Here is a 24959-nt window from a genome sequence, read left to right as displayed (position 1 = left end):
TCTCCCCCTTGGGGGTCATGCCGTCCCGGAGTTTGATCGTCATCAATGAGCAGCCTCTGCACCTGTGCTGTCATGCAGGGCGGCGGCGGAGCGGCGAAACTGCCGTAGCCGCCGACGTTGCCGGCGATGGGCCGGCAAGGTCAACGCAACTGGTGATGAGGAGTGTAGCCATGGCTGATGCCAAGTTACCGATCAAGAACGAGCAGACCGGCACGCCCGCGACGTCGGGCGGGTTGTGGTCTCCCTTCGAAACCCTTCGAGCCGAGATCGACCGGCTGTTTGACGATTTCACGCCGGGGGCGTGGCGTCCCTTCTCCGGACGCTCCCTGGTGACTCCGGGATGGACGTTGATGCCGGCGGTCGACCTCGTCGAAAAGGACGAGAAGTTCGAGATCACCGCAGAAATCCCCGGAATCGACGAGAAGAACCTGGAGGTCAAAGTCTCCAATGGCATGCTGACGATCCGCGGCGAAAAGCAGGACGAAAAGGAAGAAAAGCAGAAGGAGTACCATGTGTCGGAGCGACGCTACGGCTCGTTCCAGCGCAGTTTCCCGCTGCCGGCCGGCATCGACCGCGACAGGATCGAAGCGGGCTTCTCGAAGGGCATCCTGACGGTCACCCTGCCCAAGACGGCCGACGCACAGCAGAACGAGCGGAAGGTCGACATCAAGGCGGCATGACCCGAACGACAGAGACTGAAAATGGCGCCCCGTGGCGCCATTTTTCGTTCAAGGCCAGGCCCGATCCGGTGGTACGTCCCTAATCGAGCAGCTCGCGCAGCCGAAGGGCGAGTTCGCGGGCGGTATAGGGTTTTTTCAGCCAACTGCCGGACACCGCCAGTTCGCGACCGGCGATTTCCGGTTCGGCATAGCCGGAGGTGAACAGGACCTTGACGTGCGGATGCTCGGCGCGGACGATCTGCGCCAGTTCGTCGCCGGTCATGCCGCCCGGCATCACCACGTCGGTGAACAGTAGCGCGATGTCCTTGTTCTCGCGCAGCTTCGCCAGTGCCTGCACCCCATTCTCGGCTTCGACGACGGCGTAGCCAAGATCCGTCAGTCGGGAGACGGCGATGCGGCGCACGCGCGCATCGTCCTCCACGGCCAGTATCTTCTCCGATCCACCCGGGAGAGTTTGCGGGGCAGTCGCTTTTCCGTCCGGAGCGGCGGCGGCATCGACCGCCGGCTGGGTGGCCGGCAGGAAGATCCGCACGCTCGTACCCTGCCCCTCCTCGCTGTAGAGCTGGATCTGGCCGCCGGATTGCTTGGCAAAGCCATAGACCATGCTGAGGCCGAGACCGGTGCCCGATCCCACGCCCTTGGTGGTGTAGAAAGGCTCGAACGCCCTCTGCTTGACCTCCGGCGGCATGCCCTCGCCGTTGTCAGTGACGCTGACGAGCACGTAATCGCCGGTGCGCACATTCGGATACATCTGGGCGTAATCGACATCCAGCTTCACCCGCGCAATCTCGATCGACAGGCGGCCTCCGCGCGGCATGGCATCGCGGGCATTCAGCGTCAGGTTCAGGATGGCGTTCTGCAGCTGCGATGCGTCGACGAGCGCCTCATTGGCCGACCCGGTGATCACGGTGCGCAGTTCGATCGTTTCGCCCACCGTCCGCCGCAGCAGGTCGGAGAAACCGGAGACCAGTTGGCCCACATCGACGATCTTCGGATTCAGCGGCTGCTTGCGCCCGAAAGCGAGCAGTTGCCCCGTCAGCTTGGCACCGTCGTCGGCAGCGTCCTGGGCTTCGCGCAGCATGGTCAGCAGGCGTTCGTCGGAGATCTTGCTCTCGACCATTTCCAGATTGCCGCTGATCACCGTCAGCAGGTTGTTGAAGTCGTGGGCAAGGCCGCCGGTCAACTGGCCGATGGCTTCCATCTTCTGCGACTGGCGCAGCTCCTCCTCGATCTTGTGGCGGCTCGTCAGGTCGCGGACGAAACCGGTGAAGATCCGCTTGCCGTTCACCCTGGTTTCGCCGACGGCGAGTTCCATCGGAAAGAGGGTGCCATCCTTGCGCTGCCCGGTCACAACCCGGCCGTAGCCGATGATGCGCCGCTCGCCGGTGGCGACATAGCGCTCCAGATAGCCGTCATGCCTGTCGCGGTCCGGCGACGGCATCAGGACCTTGACGTTGCGCCCCCGGACCTCGTCTGCAGCATAGCCGAACAGGCGTTCGGCGGCCGCGCTGAAGGAGCTGATCTGACCGGCCTCGTCGATGACGATCATCGAATCGGGCACGGTGTCGAGAATGGAGCGCAGATGCGCCTCCCGTTCCGCCAGATTGTTCTCCGCCACCTTCATGTTCGTCACGTCGTTGTTCATCTGGATGATCATCGGTCGCTCGTCGTCGCCGGTCTGCACGGCGACCCAGCGGGTGGCCACAAAGATCGAGTGGCCTTGCTTGTGACGATGGACGACCTCGCCTTCCCAGATCCCGGTGGCGAGCACCTGAGCGCGCACCTCTTCACGGGATTGCGGAAAGTTTGTCTGCAGAAGGTCGTGCAGGACCTTGCCCACGGCCTCTTCCCGGCGCCAGCCGTAGAGAGCCTCGCAACCCTCCGTCCAGTGCGTCACGACACCGTTCCAGGCGTGGACGATCAGGTTTGCGTGGTTCAGGAGCCGAAGTGCTGCGTCCAGGTCGTTCGCCTCTGCCTTCTGGAGCGCGGCATCTTCATTCATCGTCATGTCCATGTGTCTACCAGGCTAGTGCCGTCTGAATTCCTCGCGAGAGGTGTTTGTCGTCCGCCATTCAATTTCGCATTCATCGCCGTCGCCGGCCAATTGTGCAAGCATGCCGCGACGCAGAATTTCGACGGCATGCCGCCCGGAAGGCGTCAGGACCCCCTTGTTCGCGAGCTTGGTCATCGTCCGAGAGACCGTCTCGATCGTCAGGCCGAGATAGTCGGCGATGTCGAGCCGCGTCATCGGCAGCTTCACGATGGGCGCCAATCCGCCGGCCCGCATTTCCCGCTGCAACTCCTTCAGGAGGAAGCTGCAGAGGCGCTCTTCGGCGTTCTTCGTCGACAGGAGCACCATCTGGTCCTGGGCCGCCGCCATCTCGTCCGACATCTGGTGGAAGACTGCGGGGCGGATTTCGTCGGAATTGGCGAGCTCCGTTTCGAACGCCCTGCGCGACAATCGACGGATTGTCACGTTGTTGATGGCCTCGGCGGTGTAGATGTAATGGCTCTTGAAGGAGATACCGAGGAGATCGCCGGCATGCAGGAACCCGGTGATGACGCGCCGTCCGTCCGGCAGTATCCGTACGATGCGCAGCGTGCCCTCGACAACCTCGAAGATGGATTTCGCCTCGTCACCCTCAAAGAACAGAATCTGGCCCGAAACGAAATTCTCGACCTGCTGCCTGGCAAACAGGGAGTGCAGGCTTACCGGCGGCATCGCCCGCGAAGCCATTGTCGCGAGACCGGATCTCGTAGCGTTTTCCATCAACATGTCCGCCTCCATTTCTTGATGGTGGCAGTTGACCCTGCGGTCGTAACACGCGAATGGTTTGACTGTGATAATGGGTGCAATCGTGTAACACTCCGTAACATCCCAGATCCCACAGGCTCATGACCCCGGATACCAGCAACAGCCTCCATCTTCTCGTTGTCGACGACGATCTGCGCATCCGCAACATGTTGGCGCGATACTTCGAGAACGAAGGGTATCGCGTCAGTTGCGCCGGCGACGGACGCGACATGCGGCTGAGCATGAAACAGACGGATTTCGACGCGATCCTTCTCGACCTCTCGCTTCCCGGCGGGCAGGACGGCCTGGACCTGGCGCGGGAAATCCGGATACAGTCCGATGTGCCGATCATGATGCTGACGGGCCGCGACGATGTCGTCGACAGGATCGTCGGCCTCGAGATCGGCGCCGATGACTACATCGCCAAGCCGTTTCACCTGCGGGAGGTGCATGCCCGGCTGAAATCGATCCTAAGGCGGCGAAGTATTGTGTCGTCCGCACCGGTCGAGCCACAGCAGGAACAGGCCGTGTGTTTCGACGGCTGGACACTCAATCTCACCAGGCGGGTGCTGCAGGACCCCGGCGGGCAGACCGTGGAACTTACCACCGGCGAATTCGACATGCTTGCCGTTTTCGTCACGCATGCGGGGCGGGTCCTGACCCGCGAACAGTTGATGGACCTGACGCGCGGGCGCCAGCTGGAGGCGTTCGACCGGGCCGTAGATGCGCAAATCGTGCGGCTGCGGCGCAAGATCGAGGCGGATGCCAAACGGCCGCAGCTGGTCAAATCCGTCCGGGGCGTCGGCTATGTCTTCACCGGGACCGTCTCGCGGACCTGAGACATTCCCTATTCGACGCTGTAGATCATGCCGAAGCCCACATCCGGCACGCTCTGCGGCTGTTCGAGGACGTGGATGCTTGCAGGGGCGGAACTCCATATATGGATCATCCGGCAGCCCTCTCTCTCAGCCCAGCGACGTGCGAAGGCGATGATCTCCCGACTGACGCCGCTCTCGTCGATCAGGCTGATCGACGCAAAGACCGGCACATCGAGCAGGTCTCCGAGAAGCGGGTGCTTGACGGGCGTCATCCTGAAGATGCCGCGTATGTAGCCCCGCGCATCCTTGGCGGCCGCCCACTGTCTTCGCTGCGCCTCCGTTGCTGTCAGCCTCCTCCACGTCTCGAGATCAAGCGCCGGAACGACGACCTGCATGACTGCAAAAGCCCGGACCACGTCCCGATGGCTCAGACTCTCGATCTCGTAATGGAAAACCATGGACAGTTCCGTATCATGCAGGCTTCCCCTGCTTGGGAGGTAGAGCCCTTGAATTCAAGGAGGCTAAATCTCGCAAGGACGTTGCGCATTGATGCCGGTCAAAGATGCCGTTGCGCAACACGTGCGGTGCGGCCAGACGGCAGGACAGGCGACGATGTCAGCGATCAGAACGGAATATCATGGCCGCGCCCGAGGTGCCGGCACAGACCTGGCCGAAGCGGAAAGGAGACCGCCGCGCACAGTCTGGACGGTGCCGTTTCAGTGAGCGTAGTCGGGCATCACGAGGTCAGCGTACGACCGGTTCCCCGTCGCGGAAGGCTGCATCCCCATGCTCGTAGAGCGTGAAGACGTCCTCGCGCCGGCACAGTTCGGTGCCGGGGCTCATCACGGTTGCGGCCCCGGCCGCCACTCCCAGCCGGAAGGCGTCTTCCAGCGGATAGCCATTGGTCAGCGCCCAGACCATGCCGCCGACGAAGCTGTCGCCGGCACCGACCGTCGAGCCGACCGGCACGGCAAAGGAGGGCACCTTGATGGCGCCTTCGTCGGTGACCAGCAAGGCTCCCTCCCGCGCCATGGAAATGCAGACGTATTTGACCGAGCCTTGGCCGATCAGTTCCTGGGCGGCGGCCACCGCGCCATTCTCGTCCAGGCTGCGCCCGACGATGCCCTCCAGTTCGTCGAGGCTCGGCTTGATCATGAAGAGCCCGCCGACCTTCAGCGCCTCCGCCAGCGCCTCGCCGGAGGCGTCCAGGATGAAGCGGGTGTCCTTGGCGGCGCAGATGCGCGCCATCTCCCCATAGGCGTCCTTCGGCAGACCACGGGGCAGGCTGCCACTGACGATGATGTAGTCCGCGGTCGCCTGCGCCAGGAAACGCAGGGCCTCGCCGTACTCCTCCTGGCTGACCACCGGCCCCTCCGGTACGAAACGATACTCCTGCCCGGTCTCCGTTTCCTTGACCATGAAGGCGACGCGGATGGCGCCGTCGATGGGGATCGTGTGCAGGTTGACCGGCAGCTGGCGGACAGCATCCAGGAAGACCTCCCCCGTCGCGCCGCCAGACATGACCAGGAGATCCGGGCGCTCGCCCAGCTCCGCCACGACGCGGGCGACGTTGACGCCGCCACCGCCGATGTTCTGACGCTGGTTGCGGATGCGCACCTTCTTCGTCGGTACGACGCGATCCGTTTCGTTGGCGAGATCTATCGAGGGATTGAGAGCGACGCAGAGGATGAAAGCCATTTCGTCTCGAGCCTTTGGTTTCTAGGAATGTGGTCGGCGCAGATAGAGACCGTGCGACGGGGACAATCAGCATGATATGGGTCGGGAAACCAGAACGGCAGCCCCATCGGCAGTCAGGCGAAGCGCCTCATCCGACCGTGCGCGCCGATGAGCATGACAATACCAGTGCGGCGCGGCAGCAAGTTGACATAGCGCAAGTCGTTCCGGTGCCGGCGGATGTTAGTCGCAGCCGCCGACGAGGCAGTCCGCAACGCAGATCCAAAGAAAGGCATCCTTCGTCTCGGCGCCACAGCCTGGAGATATTGTTGTCGCAATGTCTGGGTAACATGCCTGCAAATGGAGGTCATGACATGACAAACGATCTTTCAATCTCCGAAGCCGTATCCGATCCTCTGATCGCCCTGATGCTGCGGGCCGACGGCATGGAGCCCAATGCCTTTGCCGAAATGCTGAGCCGGGCAGCCCGCGAGCAGCTTGAGCAGAAGATTTCTCGGCTTCGCGAGGAGCGTGCCACACGTTTCTATCAGGTACTGTCCGCTGCCGAGACGGTCGGAACCGGCTGCAGCCATCGCTGACAGGCAGCTTTGTCCCGGACCGGCGGGATCATGCTGTTGCCTTGAGCGTCACGAACTGCCGGCCGCCTGCCAGCGCCACGAACTCCTGCGCCGTCTGCGGCTTGCCGAAATAATACCCCTGCCCCTCCTGGCAGCCTAAACTGCGCAGCAGCTGCCATTCGGCCTCTTCCTCGACACCCTCGCAGACCACCGTCATGCCCAGACCATCGGCCAATGACTTCACCGAGCGGACGATGGCCTGGCTTGAAGGGCTCGCGACGATGCCCCGCACGAAGCACTGGTCGATCTTGATCTTGTCGAACGGGAAGCGGGCGATATAGCTGAGCGAGGAATAGCCGGTGCCGAAGTCATCCAGCGCCGCAGCGATTCCCAGCGACTTGAGCTCCTGTATCTCTTCGAGAAGCCGTTCCGGATCCAGAAGGAAGGTTGATTCCGTCACCTCGATATGGAGCCTGTGTGGCTCCAGTCCGGAGATGGCCAGCGCCTCGCGGACATCCGCGCAGAGATCGCCCTTGGCAAACTGGACGGCGGATACGTTGACTGAAACGGTCAGATGAGACGGCCACCTGGATGCTGTCGAACAGGCCTCCAGCAGAACCCACCGACCCAGGTCGCAGATGAAGCCGTTGGACTCGGCGACCTCGATGAACTGGAGGGGCGACACCAGCCCGAGCTCCGGATGCTTCCAGCGAATCAGAGCCTCGCTGCCTGTTATCTCGCCTGAGTCGAGGTTCACCTGCGGCTGGTAGAGGAGATAGAACTGGTTGTCGCGCAGCGCAGAGCGCATTTCCTGCTCCAGACGCATGCTGCGCGCCTGCGCGATGGCCGCCAGGGGTTCGTAGACATGCCAACCGGAGCCGCCCACCTTCTTTGCCTGGTCGAGGGCGAGCTCGGCGGCGTCGATCCAGTTTGCCGCATTGTCGAGGCCCTCGTTGGCAAGAGAGGCGCCTATCCGGACATCAACATGAATTTTTGCGCTGCGGGCGTCGAAGTTCTTCTCGAACAGCGACAGGAGTGCCTGCGGCAGGTCTGCGATATCCGTATCTGAGGCCAGAGCCAGGGCAACACAGAAGACGTCGCCGCCCAGCCGCCCGACGAAGGCGTGGTTAGGATCATGCCCGATGTCGCGGACGCCGGCCATCAGACGCCGCGCCACGGCATGCAGAAGCTGGTCGCCGGTCGCACGGCCGAAGGTCGAGTTGATTGTCGCAAAGCGATGCAGGTCCACCGCGGCCACCGCCATGGTCATGCCTTCGTTGACGCTCTGATCGACACGGTTGATGAGTTCCCGCCTGTTGAAGACGCCCGTGAGGTCGTCCAGCTGGGCCAGTCTGCGAAGCTTGTCCTCATAGACCCTGCGAGCCGTGACATCGCGTACCGTGATGCAGGCGACGAAGGATCTGGACGACTCGTACCGGCCCGTCAGGTTTTCGATCCGGGAGAGCGTCAGAGATGCCTCGAGATGGCGAAACTGTCCGTCACTGACAAGCGTGACCTCCTCATGGGCAGCAGGCAGGAGCTTTTCCTCCTGACTACCGGCCTCGATGATGCGGTCGAGGGCCTGGGTGATCTCCGGCGGCCCCATCAGACGAAAATCCCCGCCTCGCTTCAACTCGTGACGCGGCCCGAAGAACCTCGCCGCCGCCCGGCTCTGATCGAGGATCTTTCCGTCGCCATCAACGATGATCACCGCATCGATGCTATCGCTGATCACGCGCTTCAGGATTCGGCGGCTGTTGCGTTTCTCGGCACTCGCAATCTCGGCGAGCCAGGTACTGACTCCGATCTTCTCCATGAGAAGGACCACCAGCGCCGTAATCAGCATGAGGTGGAGCGTCGCGGAAGGCAGGAGCAGCGAGTACTCCTTCTGCAGGAAGTAGCCCCCGATTTCCACGCAGACCACAAATGCAGCGGCGCTGGCTATGACGGGAACCAAGCGCTGTTCGCGCAGCTTCGGGGAGCCCGCGAGGATCACAAACGCCAGAACGAGACCGAGCGGCCAGACGGGAAGGCGCTCGGGCACCCTTCCCTGCACCAGGGTCTCTGCCGCCAGGATGTGGAGCATGGGACCGCTCAGGATGCCATAGATCGGCACAGGAAACAGATCCTTCAGTTCCGTCGCATAGGCGCCCACCACGACCGACCGACCGGCAAAGAAGCCCGGCTCCACGCGGCCCTGCAGCAGATCGGCGACGGAGACGGCGGCGACGGTTTCGGGACGTATGGAAAAGTCGACCGCCAGTTCCGGCACTCCCGGATCCGCCACCCCGGACAGGACCACCGCCGCAGAGGAGAGCGGATCGCCATCCAGCGTGACGCTGGTGTCGAGGCTCCGGAACAGGCCATTCGGATCCAGGGCGACATTGGCAGCAACCAGCCAGGCATTCTTTGCCAGATCATCGATTGGCCGGGTCACCGAAACCGCTGCAGCATCACTCACGTGCTGATGCTGTTCGAAAACAGGAAGCATGACGCCTCCGGCGCGCTCGAGCGCATCGGCAAGCTGGCGGTCTTCTTCCGGAGAAGAGGGCGTGCTGAAATCGATGTCCAGGAAGATGTCGCCGGCAGCCCCTTCGACCAGCGCATCGATGACCGCTGCATGGACGGAACGGGGCCAGGGCCAGATCCCCACCTGATCCAGGCTTTCCTTGTCGATGGCGACGAAGACAAACTTGTCCGAGGCGTTGCGGGGCGCGAGCTCTGCCCGAAGGTCGAACAGCTGATCGTCCAGCTGCTGAACCAGCTTCGAAGCCGGCAGCGCAAACGGCATCAACAGCAGTGCGGCAGCGGCCAGCAGCCGCGCTGTTGTTTTGCGCGGCTGTTCGAGCCTGATCCACTGGCGAAGCAAAGGTCTCAGGGCACGGTCCTCCCGACAGGGTTGCCCGTGCATCGACGCTCAGTCATCACCGTCACGCGACCACGGGGATCGATGGATATCCGGGCGCTATCCGGGACTGCCAGGTCAGCGCGAACCGGGAACCACGTCCTCTTGTCGACGATGAAGTTCACCTCGGCTGTGGTTCTCTCGATATGGCAATCCGCTGCATTGGCCGCGAGAGGGGAGAGGCAGACGACGGTGGCAGCGGCAACGATCTGGCGCAACAGGCTGAGCATGAGACGTTCTCCCTTCCATGCTCACAAAACCACTCGCTAATTAAGAAACCATTCAATTAACGAGCGCCCTTGCAAACAATCCGTCTCTTCTGCCCTTGCCCACTCAGAAACTCGCCGAGACGAGCCTCTGCCGAATTGCATGCAGCTCGCCACCCTTCCGTTCCAGCAGGGACTGCTCCCAGGCGAGCGCGGTCTTCAGGATGACTGTCAGATCGTCATGGCGGGGCACCCAGCCCAGACGGTCGCGCACGAGGGTGGAGTTTGCCACCACGCTTGCCGCATCGCCTGTCCGACGCGGGCGATAGTTGATCTCGAACGCATTGCCGCCGAGCTGCGTCACAGTCTCCAGTACTTCCAGCACCGAATAGCCCCTGCCGTAGCCGCAGTTGGCAATCAGCGCTTCGCCACCCTGCCTCAGATAGCTGAGCGCCTTGAGGTGAGCGTTCACGAGGTCGCTGACGTGGATATAGTCGCGCACGCCCGTGCCGTCGGACGTCGGGTAGTCCGTGCCATAGACGTCGACACCGGCGCGCTGTCCGAGTGCAGCTTCGCAGGCGATCTTGATCAGATGCGTTGCGCCATCGGTCGACAGGCCGGTCCGTCCCATGGGATCGGCGCCGGCGACATTGAAATAGCGAAGAGCGACGAAGCGGAAATCATGCGCCGCCGCCGCATCCTTCAGCATCAGTTCCGACATCAGCTTCGACTGGCCATAGGGGTTCTTCGGCAAGGTCGGCGCCGTCTCGAGTACCGGCGTGTCGGCGACCTCGCCGTAAACTGCGGCCGTGGAGGAAAAGACGAGATGGCGGATGCCGGCTTCCACAGCGGCGGCTGCCAGAAGGCGGGTGTTGCTGGTGTTGTTCTCGTAGTACTCGAGCGGATGAGCGACCGACTGCGGCACGACGATCGAGCCCGCAAAATGCAGGATGGCGTCGATGTCATTCTCCGCGAAGATCTGCGCCAGGAGGTCGCGATTGCCGACGTTGCCGAGGTAGAAACGGGCCGCCGGCGGCACCGCCCACCGAAAGCCGGTGGAAAGCCTGTCGATGACCACGACATCCTCGCCGGCATCCAGCAGAGCCCAAGCCATGTGGCTTCCGATATATCCGGCACCGCCGGTAACAAGAACGGCCATTCTTATACTCCCTGCCTTTGTTCGTTGGCAGGAAGCGAAACACTTTTCCCCTTCATCAATGCTTACCCGGAGGGGCTGTCGGGTGGGTATATTGCGCGCCAAGGCTAAGGCCACGCCAATGAATTCGCTAAAGTTTTAGCCTTTTTCAGTCCCGCTCAAAGCTTGAGAACGTAATCGGCCAGCCGGGCTGCGGCTTCGCGGACCCGTTGCGGATCCCGCAGGAAGCAGGCCCGCAGGAAAACCTCGCCGCCCGGCCCGAAGGCGGAGCCCGGCGCCAGCGCCACCTGGACCTTGTCGACGATGTCGAGGGCTGCAGCGCGGCTGTCGGTGATGCCGTCGACCTTCAGGAAGGCGTAGAGAGCGCCCTCCGGCTTCAGGGTCTCGACGCGGTTGGTGGCGATCAGCGTGTCGCACAGGATGTCGCGCGAGACCTTCGCCCGCTCGATGTTTTCGCGGACGAATTCGTCGCCCTTGTCCAGCGCCACCACGCCGCCGCGCTGCATGAATTGCGCGACGCCGGAATTGGAATACTGGATGAGGTTCTCGATCACCTGCCCGATCTCGGGCGGCGCCACCAGCCAGCCGAGCCGCCAGCCGGTCATCGACCAGTTCTTGGAGAAGGAGTTGGCGAAGATCACACGGTCGCCCTCTTCCATGACGTCCAGGAACGAGGAGGCCCGCGTCTCCTTGCCGTAGTAGTAGAGCGCGTAGATCTCGTCGGCGATAATCCACACCCCGTGCTTGCGCGACAGGTCGAGAATGGCGGCCAGTTCCTCCCGGGAGGCAGTCCAGCCCGTCGGGTTCGACGGCGTGTTGATGAACATCGCCCGCGTCCGGGGCGTGATCAGAGATTCGAGCTTCTGCAGGTCGAGCGACCAGCCGCCATCGACGAAATCGAGCGGCAGGACAACGGGCTTGGCACCGCCGATCTCGACCGAGGCAACGATGTTCGGCCAGGAGGGGGAGAGGTAGATCAGTTCGTCGCCGGGATTGGTCAGCGCCTGCACGGCCAGCATGATCGCATGCATGCCGGAGCCGGTGACATAGAAGTGGTCGCTCGACAGCGTCTTGTCGAAATGCCGGGCGTAGTATCGCGACAGTGCCTCACGCAGTTCCGGAATGCCGCGCTGCCAGGTGTAGAAGGTCTCGCCGCCGAGAAGCGCCTGGCTTGCCGCCTGGTTGACGAAGTCGGGAGACGGCAGGTCGCCTTCCCCCGCCCAGAGCGGAATGAGACCCTCCTGGCCGCGCGCATAGGTGATCACTTCGACAATGCCGCTTTCGGGTGCGGAAAGGGCGCGGGGGCTGAGGCTGCTCAGGATGGACATTCGATTCACTCTCCGGCTGATTGCCTTTCATAGCCTACCATCCCCACGCAATCCCATGACAATCCGTGAGGATGGTATCGATTCGAGTGATGGATGTGCCTATCGGCTTTTCAGGAGATCGCGGATCTCCGTCAGCAGCTGGACATCGGCCGGTGGCGGCGCGGCGGGCACGGCGGCGTCGGGCTTCTTCTCTTCGGTAATGCGAATGCGGTTCACCGCCTTCACCATCAGAAAGATGATCCAGGCAAGGATCAGGAAGTTCAACACGACCGTGATGAAGCTGCCATAGGCGAAGACCGCCCCCTGCTCCTTTGCGGCAGCGAGCGTGGGCGCCGTCACGCCCCCGGCCAGTGGGATGAAGTAATCGGAGAAATCGATACCGCCGATGATCGCACCGAGGACGGGCGTGATGATGTCGTTCACCAGCGAGTTGACGATCCCGGTGAAGGCCCCGCCGATGATGATGCCGACCGCAAGATCGATCACATTGCCCTTGGCGATAAACGACCTGAATTCCGACACGACGGCCATAGGCGCTCCTTTCTGAAGCAGATTGAGACTGCCGGAACCTGGCGCTGCGGCAGCATTTATCCAGATCGCGGGTACCGGCGCTTTCAACTTTATGCCAAGTCCGTAGCGATTTCCAAGCAGATGCTTTTGCTCTATCGTCATCAAGCACTTGCCCCGGAGCGGAGGAGACATGGTTCCCGGCTGGCTGATCTTCCTGGCGGCATTCGGCTATATTCTGCTTCTGTTTGCGGTGGCCAGTTATGGCGACCGCCGGAGCCGTCGCTTTGGCGTGGCCGAGGGTGGCAGGCCCGTCGTCTATGCCCTCAGCCTGGCCATCTACTGCACCTCCTGGACCTATTTCGGCGGCGTCGGGCTGGCCTCGCAGCGGGGGCTGGAATTCACCGGCATCTACATCGGCCCGATCCTCGCCTTCACGCTCGGCATGCCGATCATCCGGCGGATCGTCGAACTGGCGAAGGCGGAGAAGCTGACCTCGGTCGCCGATTTCCTCGCCGCGCGCTACGGCAAGAATTCCACGGTGGCGATGATCGTCGCGGTCATCTCGCTGATTGGCGCCATCCCCTATATCGCGCTCCAGCTGAAGGCGGTCTCGAGCTCCGTTGCGGCCATGGTCGATGCCTCGGCCTACGGGATCGGCAGCGGCAATCTCTACTTCATCGACCTTGCCCTGATCGTCACCCTGCTGATGGCCTGCTTTGCCGTCATCTTCGGGACGCGCCATACGGATGCCACCGAGCATCAGGATGGCCTGATCCTGGCGGTCGCCATGGAATCGGTCGTGAAGCTCGTCGCCTTCGCGACGGTCGGGATCGCCGTCATGTTCGTGCTCTACGAAGGGCCGTCGGACCTCCTGTCGCGCGCCTCCGACAACCTCTTCGTCACCTCGGCAATGTCCTACGAGACACCCATCAGCCGCTGGCTGATGCTGATCGGCCTGTCGGCCTTCGCGATCATCATGCTGCCGCGGCAGTTCCACGTCACCGTCGTGGAGAACCGGACGCCGCGTGAACTGAGAATGGCCGCCTACCTGCTGCCGCTCTACCTCGTCGCCATCAATCTCTTCGTGATGCCGATCGCGATGGCGGGCCTCATCTCCTTCGGCGGCACCGGCAATGCCGACCTCTACGTGCTGCTGCTGCCGCTTGCCAACGAGATGCCGCTGGTGTCGCTGATCGCCTTCATCGGCGGCTTTTCCGCCGCGACCGCCATGGTGATCGTCGCCTCGGTGGCGCTGTCGATCATGGTCTCCAACGACATCGTCATGCCGGTCCTGCTGCGGCGCAAGCTGATGCGGCGCTCCGTCCACCGGGCCGATTTCACCAAGACGCTGCTGCGGGTGCGCCGCCTGTCGATCATCATCGTGCTGATGCTCGGCTATGCCTACTACCGGGCCGCCGACAGCGAAACCGGCCTCGCCTCGATCGGACTTCTGTCGTTTGCCGCCATCGCCCAGATCGCTCCCAGCCTGATCGGAGGGCTTGTGTGGCGCCGCGCCAATGCCAGGGGTGCCATCCTCGGCATGTCGCTTGGTTTCCTCGCCTGGGCCTATCTGCTTTTCGTCCCGAGCCTGGGCGGCCCGAACAACGTTCACCTGGCGGGTGCCATTCTCCACTTCCTCTTCCCCGGCACGGCGCTTTTCAATGCCGATTCGGATCCTCTCGTCACCGCCACACTCTTCAGCCTGATCCTCAACACGCTGGCCTTCGTGCTGGGGTCGCTGTCGCGCAACCCGAAGCCCGTCGAGCGGATCCAGGCCGGCATCTTCGTGAAGCGCCATCGGAGAGCCCAGTTCGCAACGCGTGGCTGGAAGACCCGGGTCAGCGTCGGCGACCTGAAGACCACGATTGCCCGCTACCTCGGCGAGGAGCGGATGGAGCGCTCCTTCGACAATTATGCGCGCGGCAGCGGCCGGCCGCTGCAAGAGGACCAGCCGGCGGACATGGCGCTGATCCATTACTCCGAGCAGCTGCTGGGCAGCGCCATCGGCTCGTCGTCGGCGCGGCTCGTCCTGTCGCTCATCCTGCAGAAGGCGGAGGATGCCAATTCCGACACCGTCTGGCTGCTGGACCAGGCCAGCGAAGCGCTGCAGTACAATCAGGACATGCTGCAGACCGCCCTTTCCCAGATGGACCAGGGCATCGCCGTCTTCGACAGCTCCTATTGCCTGACGATCTGGAACCGGCGGTTCCGCAATCTCCTCGATCTTCCCGAGCAGGTCGGTCAGGTCGGCTATCCGCTGTCAGACATCATCTCCATCCTGGTGGAGCGTGGCGACATCCGCGCGGAAGACCGTGCCGATGTCGTCCAACACTTCCAGACGCTGGACGCGCCCTTCCCGCTGGTGCTCAGCGGCGGCAAGCGGATCATCGAGGTGCGCTCCAATGCGATGCCGGACAAGGGCATCGTCGCGACGCTGACCGACATCACCGAACGCGTGGCCGCCGACCGGGCGTTGAAGCAGGCGAACGAGACGCTCGAACAGCGGGTGGAGGAGCGCACGGCCGAACTGACCCGCGTCAACCGCGAACTGGCCGAAGCGCGGGCTTCGGCGGAAGAAGCCAATCTCGGCAAGACCCGCTTCTTCGCGGCGGCCGGCCACGACATCCTGCAGCCGCTGAACGCCGCACGCCTCTACTCATCCGCCCTGGTGGAACGTCTTGGCGCCTCCGAAAACAGTGCACTGGTGCGCAACATCGATTCCGCGCTGGAATCGGTCGAGGCGATCCTCGGCGCGGTGCTCGACATCTCCCGCCTCGACACCGGCGCGATGAAGCCGCGCATGACGTCGGTTGCGCTGGACGACCTCCTGCGGCGGATCGAGACCGACTTTGCCCCGATGGCCCGGGAGAAGAACCTCAAGTTCACGGTGGTCCCCAGCTCGCTGCGCATCCGGTCCGACGTCAACCTGCTGCGCCGGCTCGTGCAGAACCTGGTGTCGAACGCGATCAAATACACGATCAACGGCAAGATCGTCATCGGTGCCCGGCGCCGCGGCGACCAGGTGGTCATCGAGGTGCTGGATTCGGGCATCGGCATTCCGGCCGCGAAATTTCGGACCGTGTTCAAGGAGTTCGCGCGTCTCGACGAGGGTGCGCGCACGGCAGCAGGCCTGGGCCTCGGGCTGTCGATCGTCGACCGTATCTCGCGGGTGCTGAACCACCCCGTCGAGCTCTCCTCGGTGCCGGGCAAGGGCACCATCTTCAGGGTCCGCGTGCCGCGCGACCTCGCTTCGCCTCAAACCGCGAAGCCGGCGGAACAGCCGGAGCGGCGGCGCCGGTCGCAACCGCTCAACGGACTGAGGGTGCTCTGCATCGACAACGAGCCGAAGATTCTGGAGGGCATGAGCCTGCTCGTTTCAGGCTGGGGCTGCACCGTGGGCCAGCTGACATCGCTTGCGGGGATCGAGGCCATCGTGGCCGCCAGGGAGCCGCCGCCGGAGGTCATCGTTGCCGATTTTCATCTCGGCGACGGCAACGGCGTGGAGGCGATCGTCCGGCTTCGGCAGCTGTATCAGGCCGAGATCCCTGCCCTGCTGCTGACCGCCGACCGCACGCCGGAAGTGCGCGCAGAAGCAGAGCGTTACGACATTGCAGTGCAACATAAACCCGTGCGCCCCGCCGCCCTGCGCGCCTATCTGACGCAGGTCGCCGGCATCAAGAGAATTGCCGCGGAATAGCGCGCACCGTTCATCCACCAGTCATCCAGCCTCGCCTAGGAAGCAGATCGCGCGACGCATCTGCGGAACACTCTCGCCGATTGCTGCGTTAAGCGCGCATGATTTCTGGCCCCTGAGAGGCCTGACGAACCGGGCGACCCAAGCGCATCGGATCGGCAGAACGGAGACCGAGACCGATGAAACGGTTTGATATCATTGATGGTATGCGGGGATATTTCCTCGTCTTCATGCTGATCAACCACCTGATCTTTGCCGGCGGCTATTGGCTGGTGAAGGTCAACCACAACCAGCTCGCCTTCGTCGAGGATGCGCAGGGCTTCGTCTTCCTGTCGGGTCTTCTGATCGGCATGGTCTATGCCCGCAAGATGGTGAAGAACGGCTATGCCGCGGGCCGTCAGGCGATCTACTCGCGCGCTTTCGAACTCTACCGCTATGCGATGGGGATCGTGCTCGCCGTGCTCGTCGCGCAGATGTTCCTGCCCGACGCCTATACCGTCTGGTACAACTGGCTGGGCTATACGACCTTCGACGACCCGCTGCGGCTGGCCGCCATCGCGACCTTCCTGTTCCAGCCCACCTTCATGGACATCCTGCCGCAGTACATCGTCTACATGCTGTTTGCGCCCTGGCTGGTGAAGCTCGTGCTGGAAGACAAGTGGGTCTACGTGCTGACCGGCTCGCTGGTCCTGTGGATGGCGGCTCAGCTCGGGCTGCAGCGGATCGTGACCGATCCTCTGCACCAGATCGTGATGGGGCCTGACGACCAGGGCATTCGCGCAAGCTTCAACCTGCTCGGCTGGCAGATCGTGTTCTACTCGGGTCTGGTTCTGGGTGCCATGACCTCTGCCGGCAAGATCGACTGGGGCCGGATCCTGACGCCGGAAAACACCTTCATTCCGAAGATGGCCCTGATCGTCGTGCTGTTCTTCCTGCCGCTGCGGATCATGACAGCCAACGGCCTGATGCCCGACTTCATGCTCGGCAAGTTCGCGTCCATGGAAGTGCGCGCGGACTTCGGCCCGGTCTACCTTCTGAACTTCCTGGCTGTCGCGGCCCTGGTGACATGGCTTCTGGCCGCCGGCCCCAGGCACCCGTCGACTTTCGTGCGCAATGCCGCCGGCGTCCTCACCTGGATCTTCTCGCTGAAGTTCCTGCAGCTGATCGGCCGCCACTCCCTTTATGTCTACGTCTGGCATGTCGCCATCGTCTACGCCGTCTACTACTTCGACGGTCGCTCGCCGGAACTCAGCGAGCTGACGAAGACGGCGATCGCGCTCGTCGGCGTGGGGCTTCTGGCAGTCCCGGCCATCTGGCGCGAGCGTGAGAAGTTCTTCGGGACGCCTGAAACTCCGCCTGCCCGCATGAAGCCGCAGGCGAAGGTCGCCAACTGATAGAGATCCGCGGGCGGTGGCTCAGGTCACCGCCCCGATCTGCCACGGCACGAACTCGTTGTCGCCGTAGTCGTAGATTTCGCTCAGCGTCTTGCGCCCTGACGCCACCGCGATGATATCCTCGAAAATCCGCTGACCCGACTGCTCGATGGTTTCCTCGCCGGTGACGATGCCGCCGCAGTTGATGTCCATGTCCTCCTTCATGTGCTCGTACATTTCGGAGTTGGTGGCGATCTTGATGCAGGGCGACGGCTTGAAGCCGGAGACCGAACCGCGGCCTGTGGTGAAGCAGATGACGTTGCAGCCGCCGGCCACCTGGCCTGTCACCGCGACCGGGTCGTAGCCGGGCGTGTCCATGAAGACGAAGCCCTGCTCTGTCACGGTCTCGCCGAACTCGTAGACCGCCTTCAGCGGCATCGAGCCGCCCTTGGCCACAGCACCGAGCGACTTCTCCAGGATGGTGGTCAGGCCGCCGAGCTTGTTGCCATGCGACGGGTTGTTGTTGAGTTCGTCACCGTTGCGGGCGGTATAGTCCCGCCACCAGTCGATCCGCTCCAGAAGCTTACGGGCAACGTCGGGGGTGATGGCACGGCGCGTCAGCAGATGCTCGGCGCCGTAGATCTCGGGGGTTTCGGAGAGCACGGTGGTGCCACCGTTGCGCACCATCAGGTCGGAGGCATAGCCGAGGGCGGGATTGGCCGAGATGCCGGAATAGCCGTCCGAACCGCCGCACTCCAACGCGACCTTCAGCTTCGACAGCGGCTGCGGCGTGCGCACCGCCGCATTCACTCCGGGCAGCATCTCCTTGATGATCTCGATGGCCGCGTCGATCGTCTTGCGGGTGCCGCCGTGCTGCTGGATCGTCATCGTCCGCAGCCTGTCGCCCTCCTCCATCTTGTAGTGTTCGAGGATCGGTCCGATCTGGTTGGTCTCGCAGCCGAGTCCGATCATCAGGATGCCGCCGAAGTTCGGATGTTTGGCATAGCCCTGGATGGTGCGGATCAGCACCCGGTAGCCTTCCGACTTGTTGTTGAGGGCGCAACCCGTGCCATGCGTCAGGGCGACGACGCCGTCGATGTTGTCGAAGCCGTCGAGCCCGCCCATGCGGTTGAAGTAGTCGGCGATGTAGCGCGAGACGGTGGCGGAACAGTTCACCGACGAGATGATGCCGATGTAGTTGCGGGTGCCGGCGCCGCCGATGCCGCGATCGTAGCCCATGAAGGTGCGCCGCTCGGCCTCGGGCAGCATGCCCTTTTCCTCGATGTCGACGCTGAACTGATGCACGTGCTCGGACGGCAGCATGGCGAGGTTGTGCAGATGCACGTGGTCGCCGGGCTCGATATCCTGCGTGGCAACGCCGATGACCTGGCCGTATTTCCTGACCTCCCCCCCAGATGGAATCCGCTTGATCGCAACCTTGTGGCCACGGCCGACCAGACCGCGGGCGATAAGGTCACCATGCCCGACGAGATTGCCCGGCTGGACGGTGCGCCGGACGACGCCGACGTCGTCGGCTGCGTTCAGAATGATGATGGGTGATACGATGACATCCATTGACTGCTTCCTCCTCCCAGGAGGGGACTCCTGTGTGTTCTTCAAGTTCGGTTGTGACTAGCGCGGTTCGTTTTCCATCCAGCGGCGCTTGGACTCCTCCAGATGCGCCCGCATCGCCGCCTGCGCCTGCAGCGGATCCCTTGCCTCGAGTGCTGCAAAGATCGCCTCGTGCTCGGAGAGGGCGAAGCTCCAGGTTTCCGGCGTTTCGAAGCGGGTGCGGATCTGCGCCGACAGGGGACTGTGGCGCTCGTCGAAGAGCTCGCCGACGATGCGCGACAGCACGCTGTTGCCGCTCTGGCCGGCGATCGTCAGGTGGAACTGCCGGTCCTGGTCGAGCGGCTTGCGGCCTTCCTCGATCTCGACGCGCATGTCGTCCAGGGTCTGGCGGATGGACTGCAGCGCCTCCGGGGTCATGCGGGCGGTCGCGAGGGTGATGACGGTCCCCTCGACTGCGGCGCGGGCCTGCATCAGCTCCAGAGGACTTTCGCCCATGGAGCGCGTCTGCCAGGGACGACGATCCGGCTCGGTTGTGATGTAGATCCCGGACCCCATGCGGATCTCGACGCTGCCTTCGATTTCCAGCGCGATCAGCGCCTCCCGCAGAGACGGCCGCGAGACGCCGAGCTGCTGTGCCAGGTCCCGTTCCGCCGGCAGCCGGGCGCCGGGCGCGAAATGGCCACCCTGGACCAGGGCACGGATCTGGTCGGCGATCTGCTGGTAGAGCCTGCGCGGCTCAGCCGCCTTGATGGGTCCGTTCATGTCCACGCCATTTGTCGATCTGGCCTTACCATACCCATTCGCATCTGACTGAGCAAGGTCGATCCGCAGACGGAACCGCCTGTTTTGCGGCCTCTTCGTCCACTCCTTTCCGATCCGAACCGTTTAATCGCAAAAATTGGCTTGACCAGTTTTGGTCTGGGGGTTTACCCATTAGCAGTTGGCGGTTGGAGCTTGGCCAGCGAAAAAGGGAGGAGGCCGTCGTGCAGACATCGGCTGACATTCAGCATCTGGACCCGCGATCGAGCGATCGCGCCGCCTTGCTGCGCCTCGACGGCATCACCAAGGAATTTCCCGGCGTCATGGCGCTGTCAGGCGTCAGTTTCGACCTCCTGCCAAGCGAAGTCCATGCGGTCTGCGGCGAAAACGGCGCCGGCAAGTCGACCCTGATGAAGATCATCAGCGGCGTCTACCAGCCGACTTCCGGTACGATCGTCTACAAGGGCAAGGAAAGCCGCTTCGCCTCGCCGCTGGAATCCGAAGCCGCAGGCATTGCCATCATCCACCAGGAACTCAACCTCGTTCCGCATCTCACCGTTGCCGAGAACATCTATCTGGCGCGCGAGCCCCGTCGCGGCTTCCTCGTCGACCGCAAGAAGCTGCGCACCGACGCCAAGCGCTGCCTCGACCGCCTCGGCGTCGACATCAGCCCGGACGTGCAGGTGCGGACGCTGTCGGTGGCGCAACGGCAGATGGTCGAGATCGCCAAGGCCCTGTCTCTCGATGCCGAAGTCCTGATCATGGACGAGCCGACCTCATCGCTCACCGAGCAGGAGACGCGGCTGCTGTTCCAGGTCATCCGCGACCTCAAGGCGTCCGGCGTTGGCATCGCCTACATCTCCCATCGACTGGACGAAATGGCCGAGATCGTCGATCGCGTCACGGTGCTGCGCGACGGGCGCTACATCGCCACCGACCGCTTCGCGGAGACGACCGTCAACGACATCGTCGCCAAGATGGTCGGCCGTTCGCTGGAGGAGAAGTTTCCCGAGCGCACCTCCATTCCCTCCGAGGAGGTGCTGTTCAGCGTCTCGGGTCTGCGGCGCGAGGGCGTATTCTCCGATGTCAGCTTCTCCCTGAAGCGCGGCGAGATCCTCGGCTTTTCCGGCCTCATGGGCGCCGGGCGCACCGAGGTCGCCCGCGCCGTCTTCGGCGCCGACCCGCTCGATTCCGGCACGATCACGCTGCATGGCGAGACGCTGACTATCCGCTCGCCGCGCGATGCCATCGCCGCCGGCATCGCCTATCTCTCGGAAGACCGCAAGGCGCAGGGGCTGGCGATCAAGATGCCGGTCGACGCCAATATGACGCTCGCCAACATGGAAGCAGTGTCGAGCCGCTTCGGCCTCATCGACTTCAACAGGCACGACGAGGTCGCCGACGAATATGTCGAGCTCCTCGATATCCGTACTCCGTCGATCAAGCAGCCGGTGCGGCTTCTGTCGGGCGGCAACCAGCAGAAGATCATCATCGGCAAGTGGCTGTTCCGCAAGCCGAAGGTGATGTTCTTCGACGAACCCACCCGCGGCATCGACGTCGGCGCGAAGTTCGCGATCTACAAGATCATGGACGAACTGGCGGCGGCGGGCATCGGGGTCGTCCTCATCAGCTCGGAACTGCCCGAAATCATGGGAATGACCGATCGCGTCGCCGTTTTCCACGGCGGGCGCATCACCGGTGTTCTGGAAACCCGGAAGACCGATCAGGAAGAAATCATGCGATACGCCTCCGGCTACGGCCCGACGGCGCACTGAGGTGACAATGGCGGATACAAGCGAACAGAAAAGCGGCCGGCTGAGCGACCGTCAGAAGGACATCATCCAGAAGTTTGCCGCGCTCGGCAGCCTCTTTGCCCTTGTGGCGGTGTTCTCGACCACCAGCAGCGCCTTCTTCACCGTCAACAATGGCATGACGATCGCGCTCCAGGTGACGTCGATCGCTCTCCTCGGGATCGGCGCCACCTGCGTCATCATCACCGGCGGCATCGACCTGTCGGTGGGATCCGTGCTGGCGCTCGCCGGTGTCGTTGCGGCCCTTGCCGTCCGCGACTGGGGCATTCCCGTTCCCTTCGCCATGCTGATCGGCATCCTGACCGGATCGGCCTGTGGCTGGATCAACGGCATTCTGGTGACGAAGATGAAGCTGCCGCCGTTCATCGCAACGCTCGGCATGATGCTGATTGCCCGCGGCCTGGCACTGCAGATCACGGGCGCCCGTGCCGTCTCCGGCCTTGGCGAATCCTTCGGCGTGCTCGGCAACGGCTCCCTGTTTCGCGTCGTCACCATCGGCGACGACGGCTTTCCCAACGTGGTGTTCCCGGGCATCCCCTATCCGGTCATCCTGATGGTGGTGATCGCTGTCGCCGTCGCGCTGATGCTGAACCGCTCGGTGCTCGGCCGCCATATCTATGCGGTCGGATCGAACGCCGACGCCGCGCGCCTGTCGGGCGTCAACGTCAGCCGTGTCGTCAGCTTCACCTATGTGCTGTCGGGCACGCTCGCCGGCCTGACGGGCTGCGTGCTGATGTCCCGCCTCGTCACGGCGCAGCCGAATGAAGGCGTCATGTACGAACTGGACGCGATTGCCAGCGCAGTCATCGGCGGCACCTCGCTGATCGGCGGCGTCGGCACGATCTCCGGGACGCTGATCGGGGCCTTCGTGATCGGCATCCTGCGCAATGGCCTCAACATGAACGGCGTCTCCGCCTTCACGCAGCAGATCATCATCGGCCTCGTCATTCTGGGCACCGTCTGGATCGACCAGTTGCGCAACCGTCGATGAAGGGGGTGCGGACCCGTTCCGCACGAACTTGAGAGTGAGGAGCTCTCGAAACCACGGCCGGTCAGGCCAATTCCACTGGAGGACAACATGAAGAAGCTTGCAACTGCCCTACTGACATCCGCCATTGCGCTCGGGACCTTTTCGGCCGCTCAGGCCGGCGAGATCGCCGTCATCGTCAAGACCGTCAATTCCACCTTCTGGCAGAACGTCCAGAAGGGCGCCGATGCGGCGATGGAAGACGTCTCGGAGCATACGATGACCTTCCAGGGTCCCGCATCGGAATCGGCGATCGCCGATCAGGTCAACATGGTGGAGAACGCCGTGAACCGCGGCGTTGCCGGCATCGTGCTTGCACCGTCCGATCCGGACGCGCTGGTGCCTGCCGTGAAGAAGGCCTGGGAGAACCGCATCCCCGTCGTAATCATCGACTCGATGCTCGCCGAGGGTGCGGAGCAGTACTACCAGTCGTTCCTCTCCACCGACAACAAGAAGGCCGGCGAGCTGGCCGCCCAGGCGCTGATCGAGAAGGTCGGCACCGAAGGCAAGATTGCCATCATGTCCTATGTCGCGGGTGCGGGTTCCGAAATCGGTCGCGTCGGCGGTTTTACCGACTACATCAAGGCCAACTCCAAGCTGGAGATCGTCGGGCCCTACTACTCGCAGTCCCAGATGGCGACCGCTCTCAACCAGACGACGGACGTTCTGGCCGCGAATTCCGACCTCAAGGGCATGTTCGGTGCCAACGAGCCGACCGCCATCGGCATGGGCCGCGCGCTCAAGCAGTCCGGCAAGGCCGGGCAGGTCGTGGCCTTCGGCTTCGACGGCAACCAGGACCTTCAGGAGTTCGTCAAGGATGGCACACTGGCCGGCATCGCCGTGCAGGGCTCCTTCCAGATGGGCGAACTCGGGATCGACACCGTGACGAAGCTGATCAACAAGGAAAAGGTCGAGAAGTTCGTCGATACCGGTGTCGTGATCGTCACCAAGGACAATATCGACAAGCCGGAAGCGAAAAACGTTCTCTACTGAACCTCCTCCCGCTGGATGCGCATCCATGATGGATGCGCATCCATTTACCAAGGACATGCCATCATGAATGTTGCCGATACCCGCAAGCTCCCGCGCGCCGACGTCGAAGTCACCCTCATGGGCCTCGGCTGCGCCCAGATGGGCAACCTCTACCGGGTGACCAGCTACGCCGAGTCCGAGGGCGCCTTCAAGGCTGCCTGGGATGCGGGGATCCGCTACTTCGACACCGCACCCTTCTATGGCTACACCCGCTCGGAACGCCGGGTCGGGACGATGCTGACGGACCTCCCCCGCGACAGCTACACGCTCAGCACCAAGGTCGGGCGGATCATGACGCCGGACGAGACGGTGGGCGAGGAGGAGGACGGATATATCCAGCCGCTGCCCTTCCGTCCCGTCTACGACTACACCCATGACGGGATCATGCGGTCCTTCGAGGCAAGCCAGCAGCGGCTCGGCATCCTGAAGCCGGACATCCTCTATGTGCACGACATCGGCCGCATGACCCATGGCGACCGTCACGATCATTACTGGAGCCAGTTGACCGACGGCGGCGGTTTTCGCGCGCTGGGCAAGCTGCGCGACGAGGGTTCCACCAGGGCCATCGGCCTCGGCGTCAATGAATGGCAGGCCGTTCGCGACGCCATGGACGTCTTCGACATCGACGTCTCGATGCTCGCCGGGCGCTATACCCTGCTGGAGCAGGACAGCCTGCCGCTGATGGACGAATGCGCCCGCCGCGGCATAGGGATCGTCGTCGCCGGGCCGTTCAACTCGGGCATCCTCGCCGGCAACAGGAAGTTCAACTATGCGGATGCGCCTGCCGACATCCTCGCCCGCGTCGATGGCTTGCGGGCGGCTTGCGAGGAACAGGGCGTCTCGCTGCAATCGGCTGCGCTGCATTTCCCGCTGACGCATCCCGCCGTCGTGACGGTTGTCTCCGGTGCACGGACCGCCGAGCAGATCACTGCCAATGTCGCCTGGTTTTCCGAAATCATTCCGGCGTCCTTCTGGACCGAGCTGCGTCATCGCGGCCTGATCGCCGAAGGCGTGCCGCTTCCGCGTGCCGGAGCCTGAGGCG

Annotated in this window: 20 protein-coding genes; 9 read left to right on the top strand and 11 right to left on the bottom strand. The window is 63.3% G+C overall.

Annotation, left to right across the window (positions count from 1 at the left end):
- The first annotated feature begins 170 nt into the window (after window positions 1-170).
- A complete protein-coding gene (locus EO99_RS0115515; protein ID WP_029619542.1) occupies window positions 171-680 on the top strand; it encodes an Hsp20/alpha crystallin family protein in 510 nt (169 codons plus the stop codon).
- 79 nt (window positions 681-759) lie between these two features.
- On the opposite strand, the gene EO99_RS0115510 is transcribed toward EO99_RS0115515, so the two are convergent.
- Both EO99_RS0115510 and EO99_RS0115505 read right to left on the bottom strand, forming a co-directional pair.
- Window positions 760-2682, bottom strand: coding sequence for a PAS domain-containing sensor histidine kinase (locus tag EO99_RS0115510; protein ID WP_029619541.1), 1923 nt, complete (start codon window positions 2680-2682; stop codon window positions 760-762).
- Between the two features lie 24 nt (window positions 2683-2706).
- Window positions 2707-3450 (bottom strand): Crp/Fnr family transcriptional regulator, encoded by a 744-nt coding sequence (locus EO99_RS0115505; protein WP_235776838.1) that lies wholly within the window; start codon window positions 3448-3450, stop codon window positions 2707-2709.
- 125 nt (window positions 3451-3575) lie between these two features.
- On the opposite strand from EO99_RS0115505, the gene EO99_RS0115500 reads away from it, so the two are divergent.
- Entirely contained in the window at window positions 3576-4313 is a 738-nt protein-coding gene (locus tag EO99_RS0115500) for a response regulator (protein WP_029619539.1), read from the top strand.
- A gap of 8 nt (window positions 4314-4321) precedes the next feature.
- On the opposite strand, the gene EO99_RS0115495 is transcribed toward EO99_RS0115500, so the two are convergent.
- Together EO99_RS0115495 and EO99_RS0115490 are read right to left on the bottom strand one after the other, a co-directional pair.
- Entirely contained in the window at window positions 4322-4750 is a 429-nt protein-coding gene (locus EO99_RS0115495; protein WP_029619538.1) for a hypothetical protein, read from the bottom strand.
- A gap of 286 nt (window positions 4751-5036) precedes the next feature.
- Window positions 5037-5990 carry a 1-phosphofructokinase family hexose kinase gene (locus tag EO99_RS0115490; protein ID WP_029619537.1) on the bottom strand — a complete coding sequence of 318 codons (954 nt, stop codon included), beginning with the start codon at window positions 5988-5990 and terminating at the stop codon, window positions 5037-5039.
- A 350-nt stretch (window positions 5991-6340) separates the two neighbouring features.
- Between EO99_RS0115490 and EO99_RS0115485 the strand changes: the two genes are divergently transcribed.
- Window positions 6341-6565, top strand: coding sequence for a hypothetical protein (locus EO99_RS0115485; protein WP_029619536.1), 225 nt, complete (start codon window positions 6341-6343; stop codon window positions 6563-6565).
- Window positions 6566-6593: 28 nt separating this feature from the next.
- Here the strand turns inward: EO99_RS0115485 and EO99_RS0115480 are convergent, their stop codons facing one another.
- The 5 genes from EO99_RS0115480 to mscL all read right to left on the bottom strand — a co-directional run bounded on the left by EO99_RS0115480 (window position 6594) and on the right by mscL (window position 12670).
- A complete protein-coding gene (locus EO99_RS0115480; RefSeq protein ID WP_051679894.1) occupies window positions 6594-9413 on the bottom strand; it encodes an EAL domain-containing protein in 2820 nt (939 codons plus the stop codon).
- A gap of 5 nt (window positions 9414-9418) precedes the next feature.
- Window positions 9419-9679, bottom strand: coding sequence for a hypothetical protein (locus EO99_RS0115475; RefSeq protein WP_029619534.1), 261 nt, complete (start codon window positions 9677-9679; stop codon window positions 9419-9421).
- 103 nt (window positions 9680-9782) lie between these two features.
- Window positions 9783-10814 (bottom strand): UDP-glucose 4-epimerase GalE, encoded by a 1032-nt coding sequence (gene galE, locus EO99_RS0115470; protein WP_029619533.1) that lies wholly within the window; start codon window positions 10812-10814, stop codon window positions 9783-9785.
- A gap of 155 nt (window positions 10815-10969) precedes the next feature.
- Window positions 10970-12139 carry a pyridoxal phosphate-dependent aminotransferase gene (locus EO99_RS0115465; RefSeq protein ID WP_029619532.1) on the bottom strand — a complete coding sequence of 390 codons (1170 nt, stop codon included), beginning with the start codon at window positions 12137-12139 and terminating at the stop codon, window positions 10970-10972.
- Between the two features lie 99 nt (window positions 12140-12238).
- Window positions 12239-12670, bottom strand: a complete 432-nt coding sequence (mscL, locus tag EO99_RS0115460; protein ID WP_029619531.1) for a large conductance mechanosensitive channel protein MscL — start codon at window positions 12668-12670, stop codon at window positions 12239-12241.
- Between the two features lie 169 nt (window positions 12671-12839).
- Between mscL and EO99_RS0115455 the strand changes: the two genes are divergently transcribed.
- Window positions 12840-16346, top strand: a complete 3507-nt coding sequence (locus EO99_RS0115455; protein WP_029619530.1) for a hybrid sensor histidine kinase/response regulator — start codon at window positions 12840-12842, stop codon at window positions 16344-16346.
- 176 nt (window positions 16347-16522) lie between these two features.
- A complete protein-coding gene (locus EO99_RS0115450) occupies window positions 16523-17737 on the top strand; it encodes an OpgC family protein (protein WP_029619529.1) in 1215 nt (404 codons plus the stop codon).
- A 21-nt stretch (window positions 17738-17758) separates the two neighbouring features.
- Here EO99_RS0115450 and EO99_RS0115445 read toward each other — a convergent pair whose 3' ends face one another.
- Together EO99_RS0115445 and EO99_RS0115440 are read right to left on the bottom strand one after the other, a co-directional pair.
- Complete coding sequence (locus EO99_RS0115445) at window positions 17759-19291, bottom strand: UxaA family hydrolase (protein WP_029619528.1); 1533 nt, start codon at window positions 19289-19291, stop codon at window positions 17759-17761.
- Window positions 19292-19348: 57 nt separating this feature from the next.
- Window positions 19349-20050 (bottom strand): FadR/GntR family transcriptional regulator, encoded by a 702-nt coding sequence (locus EO99_RS0115440; protein ID WP_029619527.1) that lies wholly within the window; start codon window positions 20048-20050, stop codon window positions 19349-19351.
- Between the two features lie 320 nt (window positions 20051-20370).
- Between EO99_RS0115440 and EO99_RS0115435 the strand changes: the two genes are divergently transcribed.
- From EO99_RS0115435 to EO99_RS0115420, 4 genes are all read left to right on the top strand, one after another.
- Window positions 20371-21822 (top strand): sugar ABC transporter ATP-binding protein, encoded by a 1452-nt coding sequence (locus EO99_RS0115435; protein ID WP_156034835.1) that lies wholly within the window; start codon window positions 20371-20373, stop codon window positions 21820-21822.
- A 7-nt stretch (window positions 21823-21829) separates the two neighbouring features.
- Window positions 21830-22849: an ABC transporter permease gene (locus EO99_RS0115430; protein WP_029619525.1), complete on the top strand. Its 1020-nt coding sequence runs from the start codon at window positions 21830-21832 to the stop codon at window positions 22847-22849.
- A gap of 87 nt (window positions 22850-22936) precedes the next feature.
- Window positions 22937-23878, top strand: a complete 942-nt coding sequence (locus EO99_RS0115425) for an ABC transporter substrate-binding protein (protein ID WP_029619524.1) — start codon at window positions 22937-22939, stop codon at window positions 23876-23878.
- Window positions 23879-23941: 63 nt separating this feature from the next.
- A complete protein-coding gene (locus tag EO99_RS0115420) occupies window positions 23942-24955 on the top strand; it encodes an aldo/keto reductase (protein ID WP_029619523.1) in 1014 nt (337 codons plus the stop codon).
- The last annotated feature ends 4 nt before the right edge of the window (window positions 24956-24959 follow it).

Origin of the sequence: Pseudorhizobium marinum (assembly GCF_000705355.1) — a bacterium.
In the GTDB taxonomy this organism is placed as follows: domain Bacteria; phylum Pseudomonadota; class Alphaproteobacteria; order Rhizobiales; family Rhizobiaceae; genus Neorhizobium; species Neorhizobium pelagicum.
Note: the sequence above shows the minus strand (reverse complement) of the source record. Positions and strands in the feature narration are given on the sequence as shown.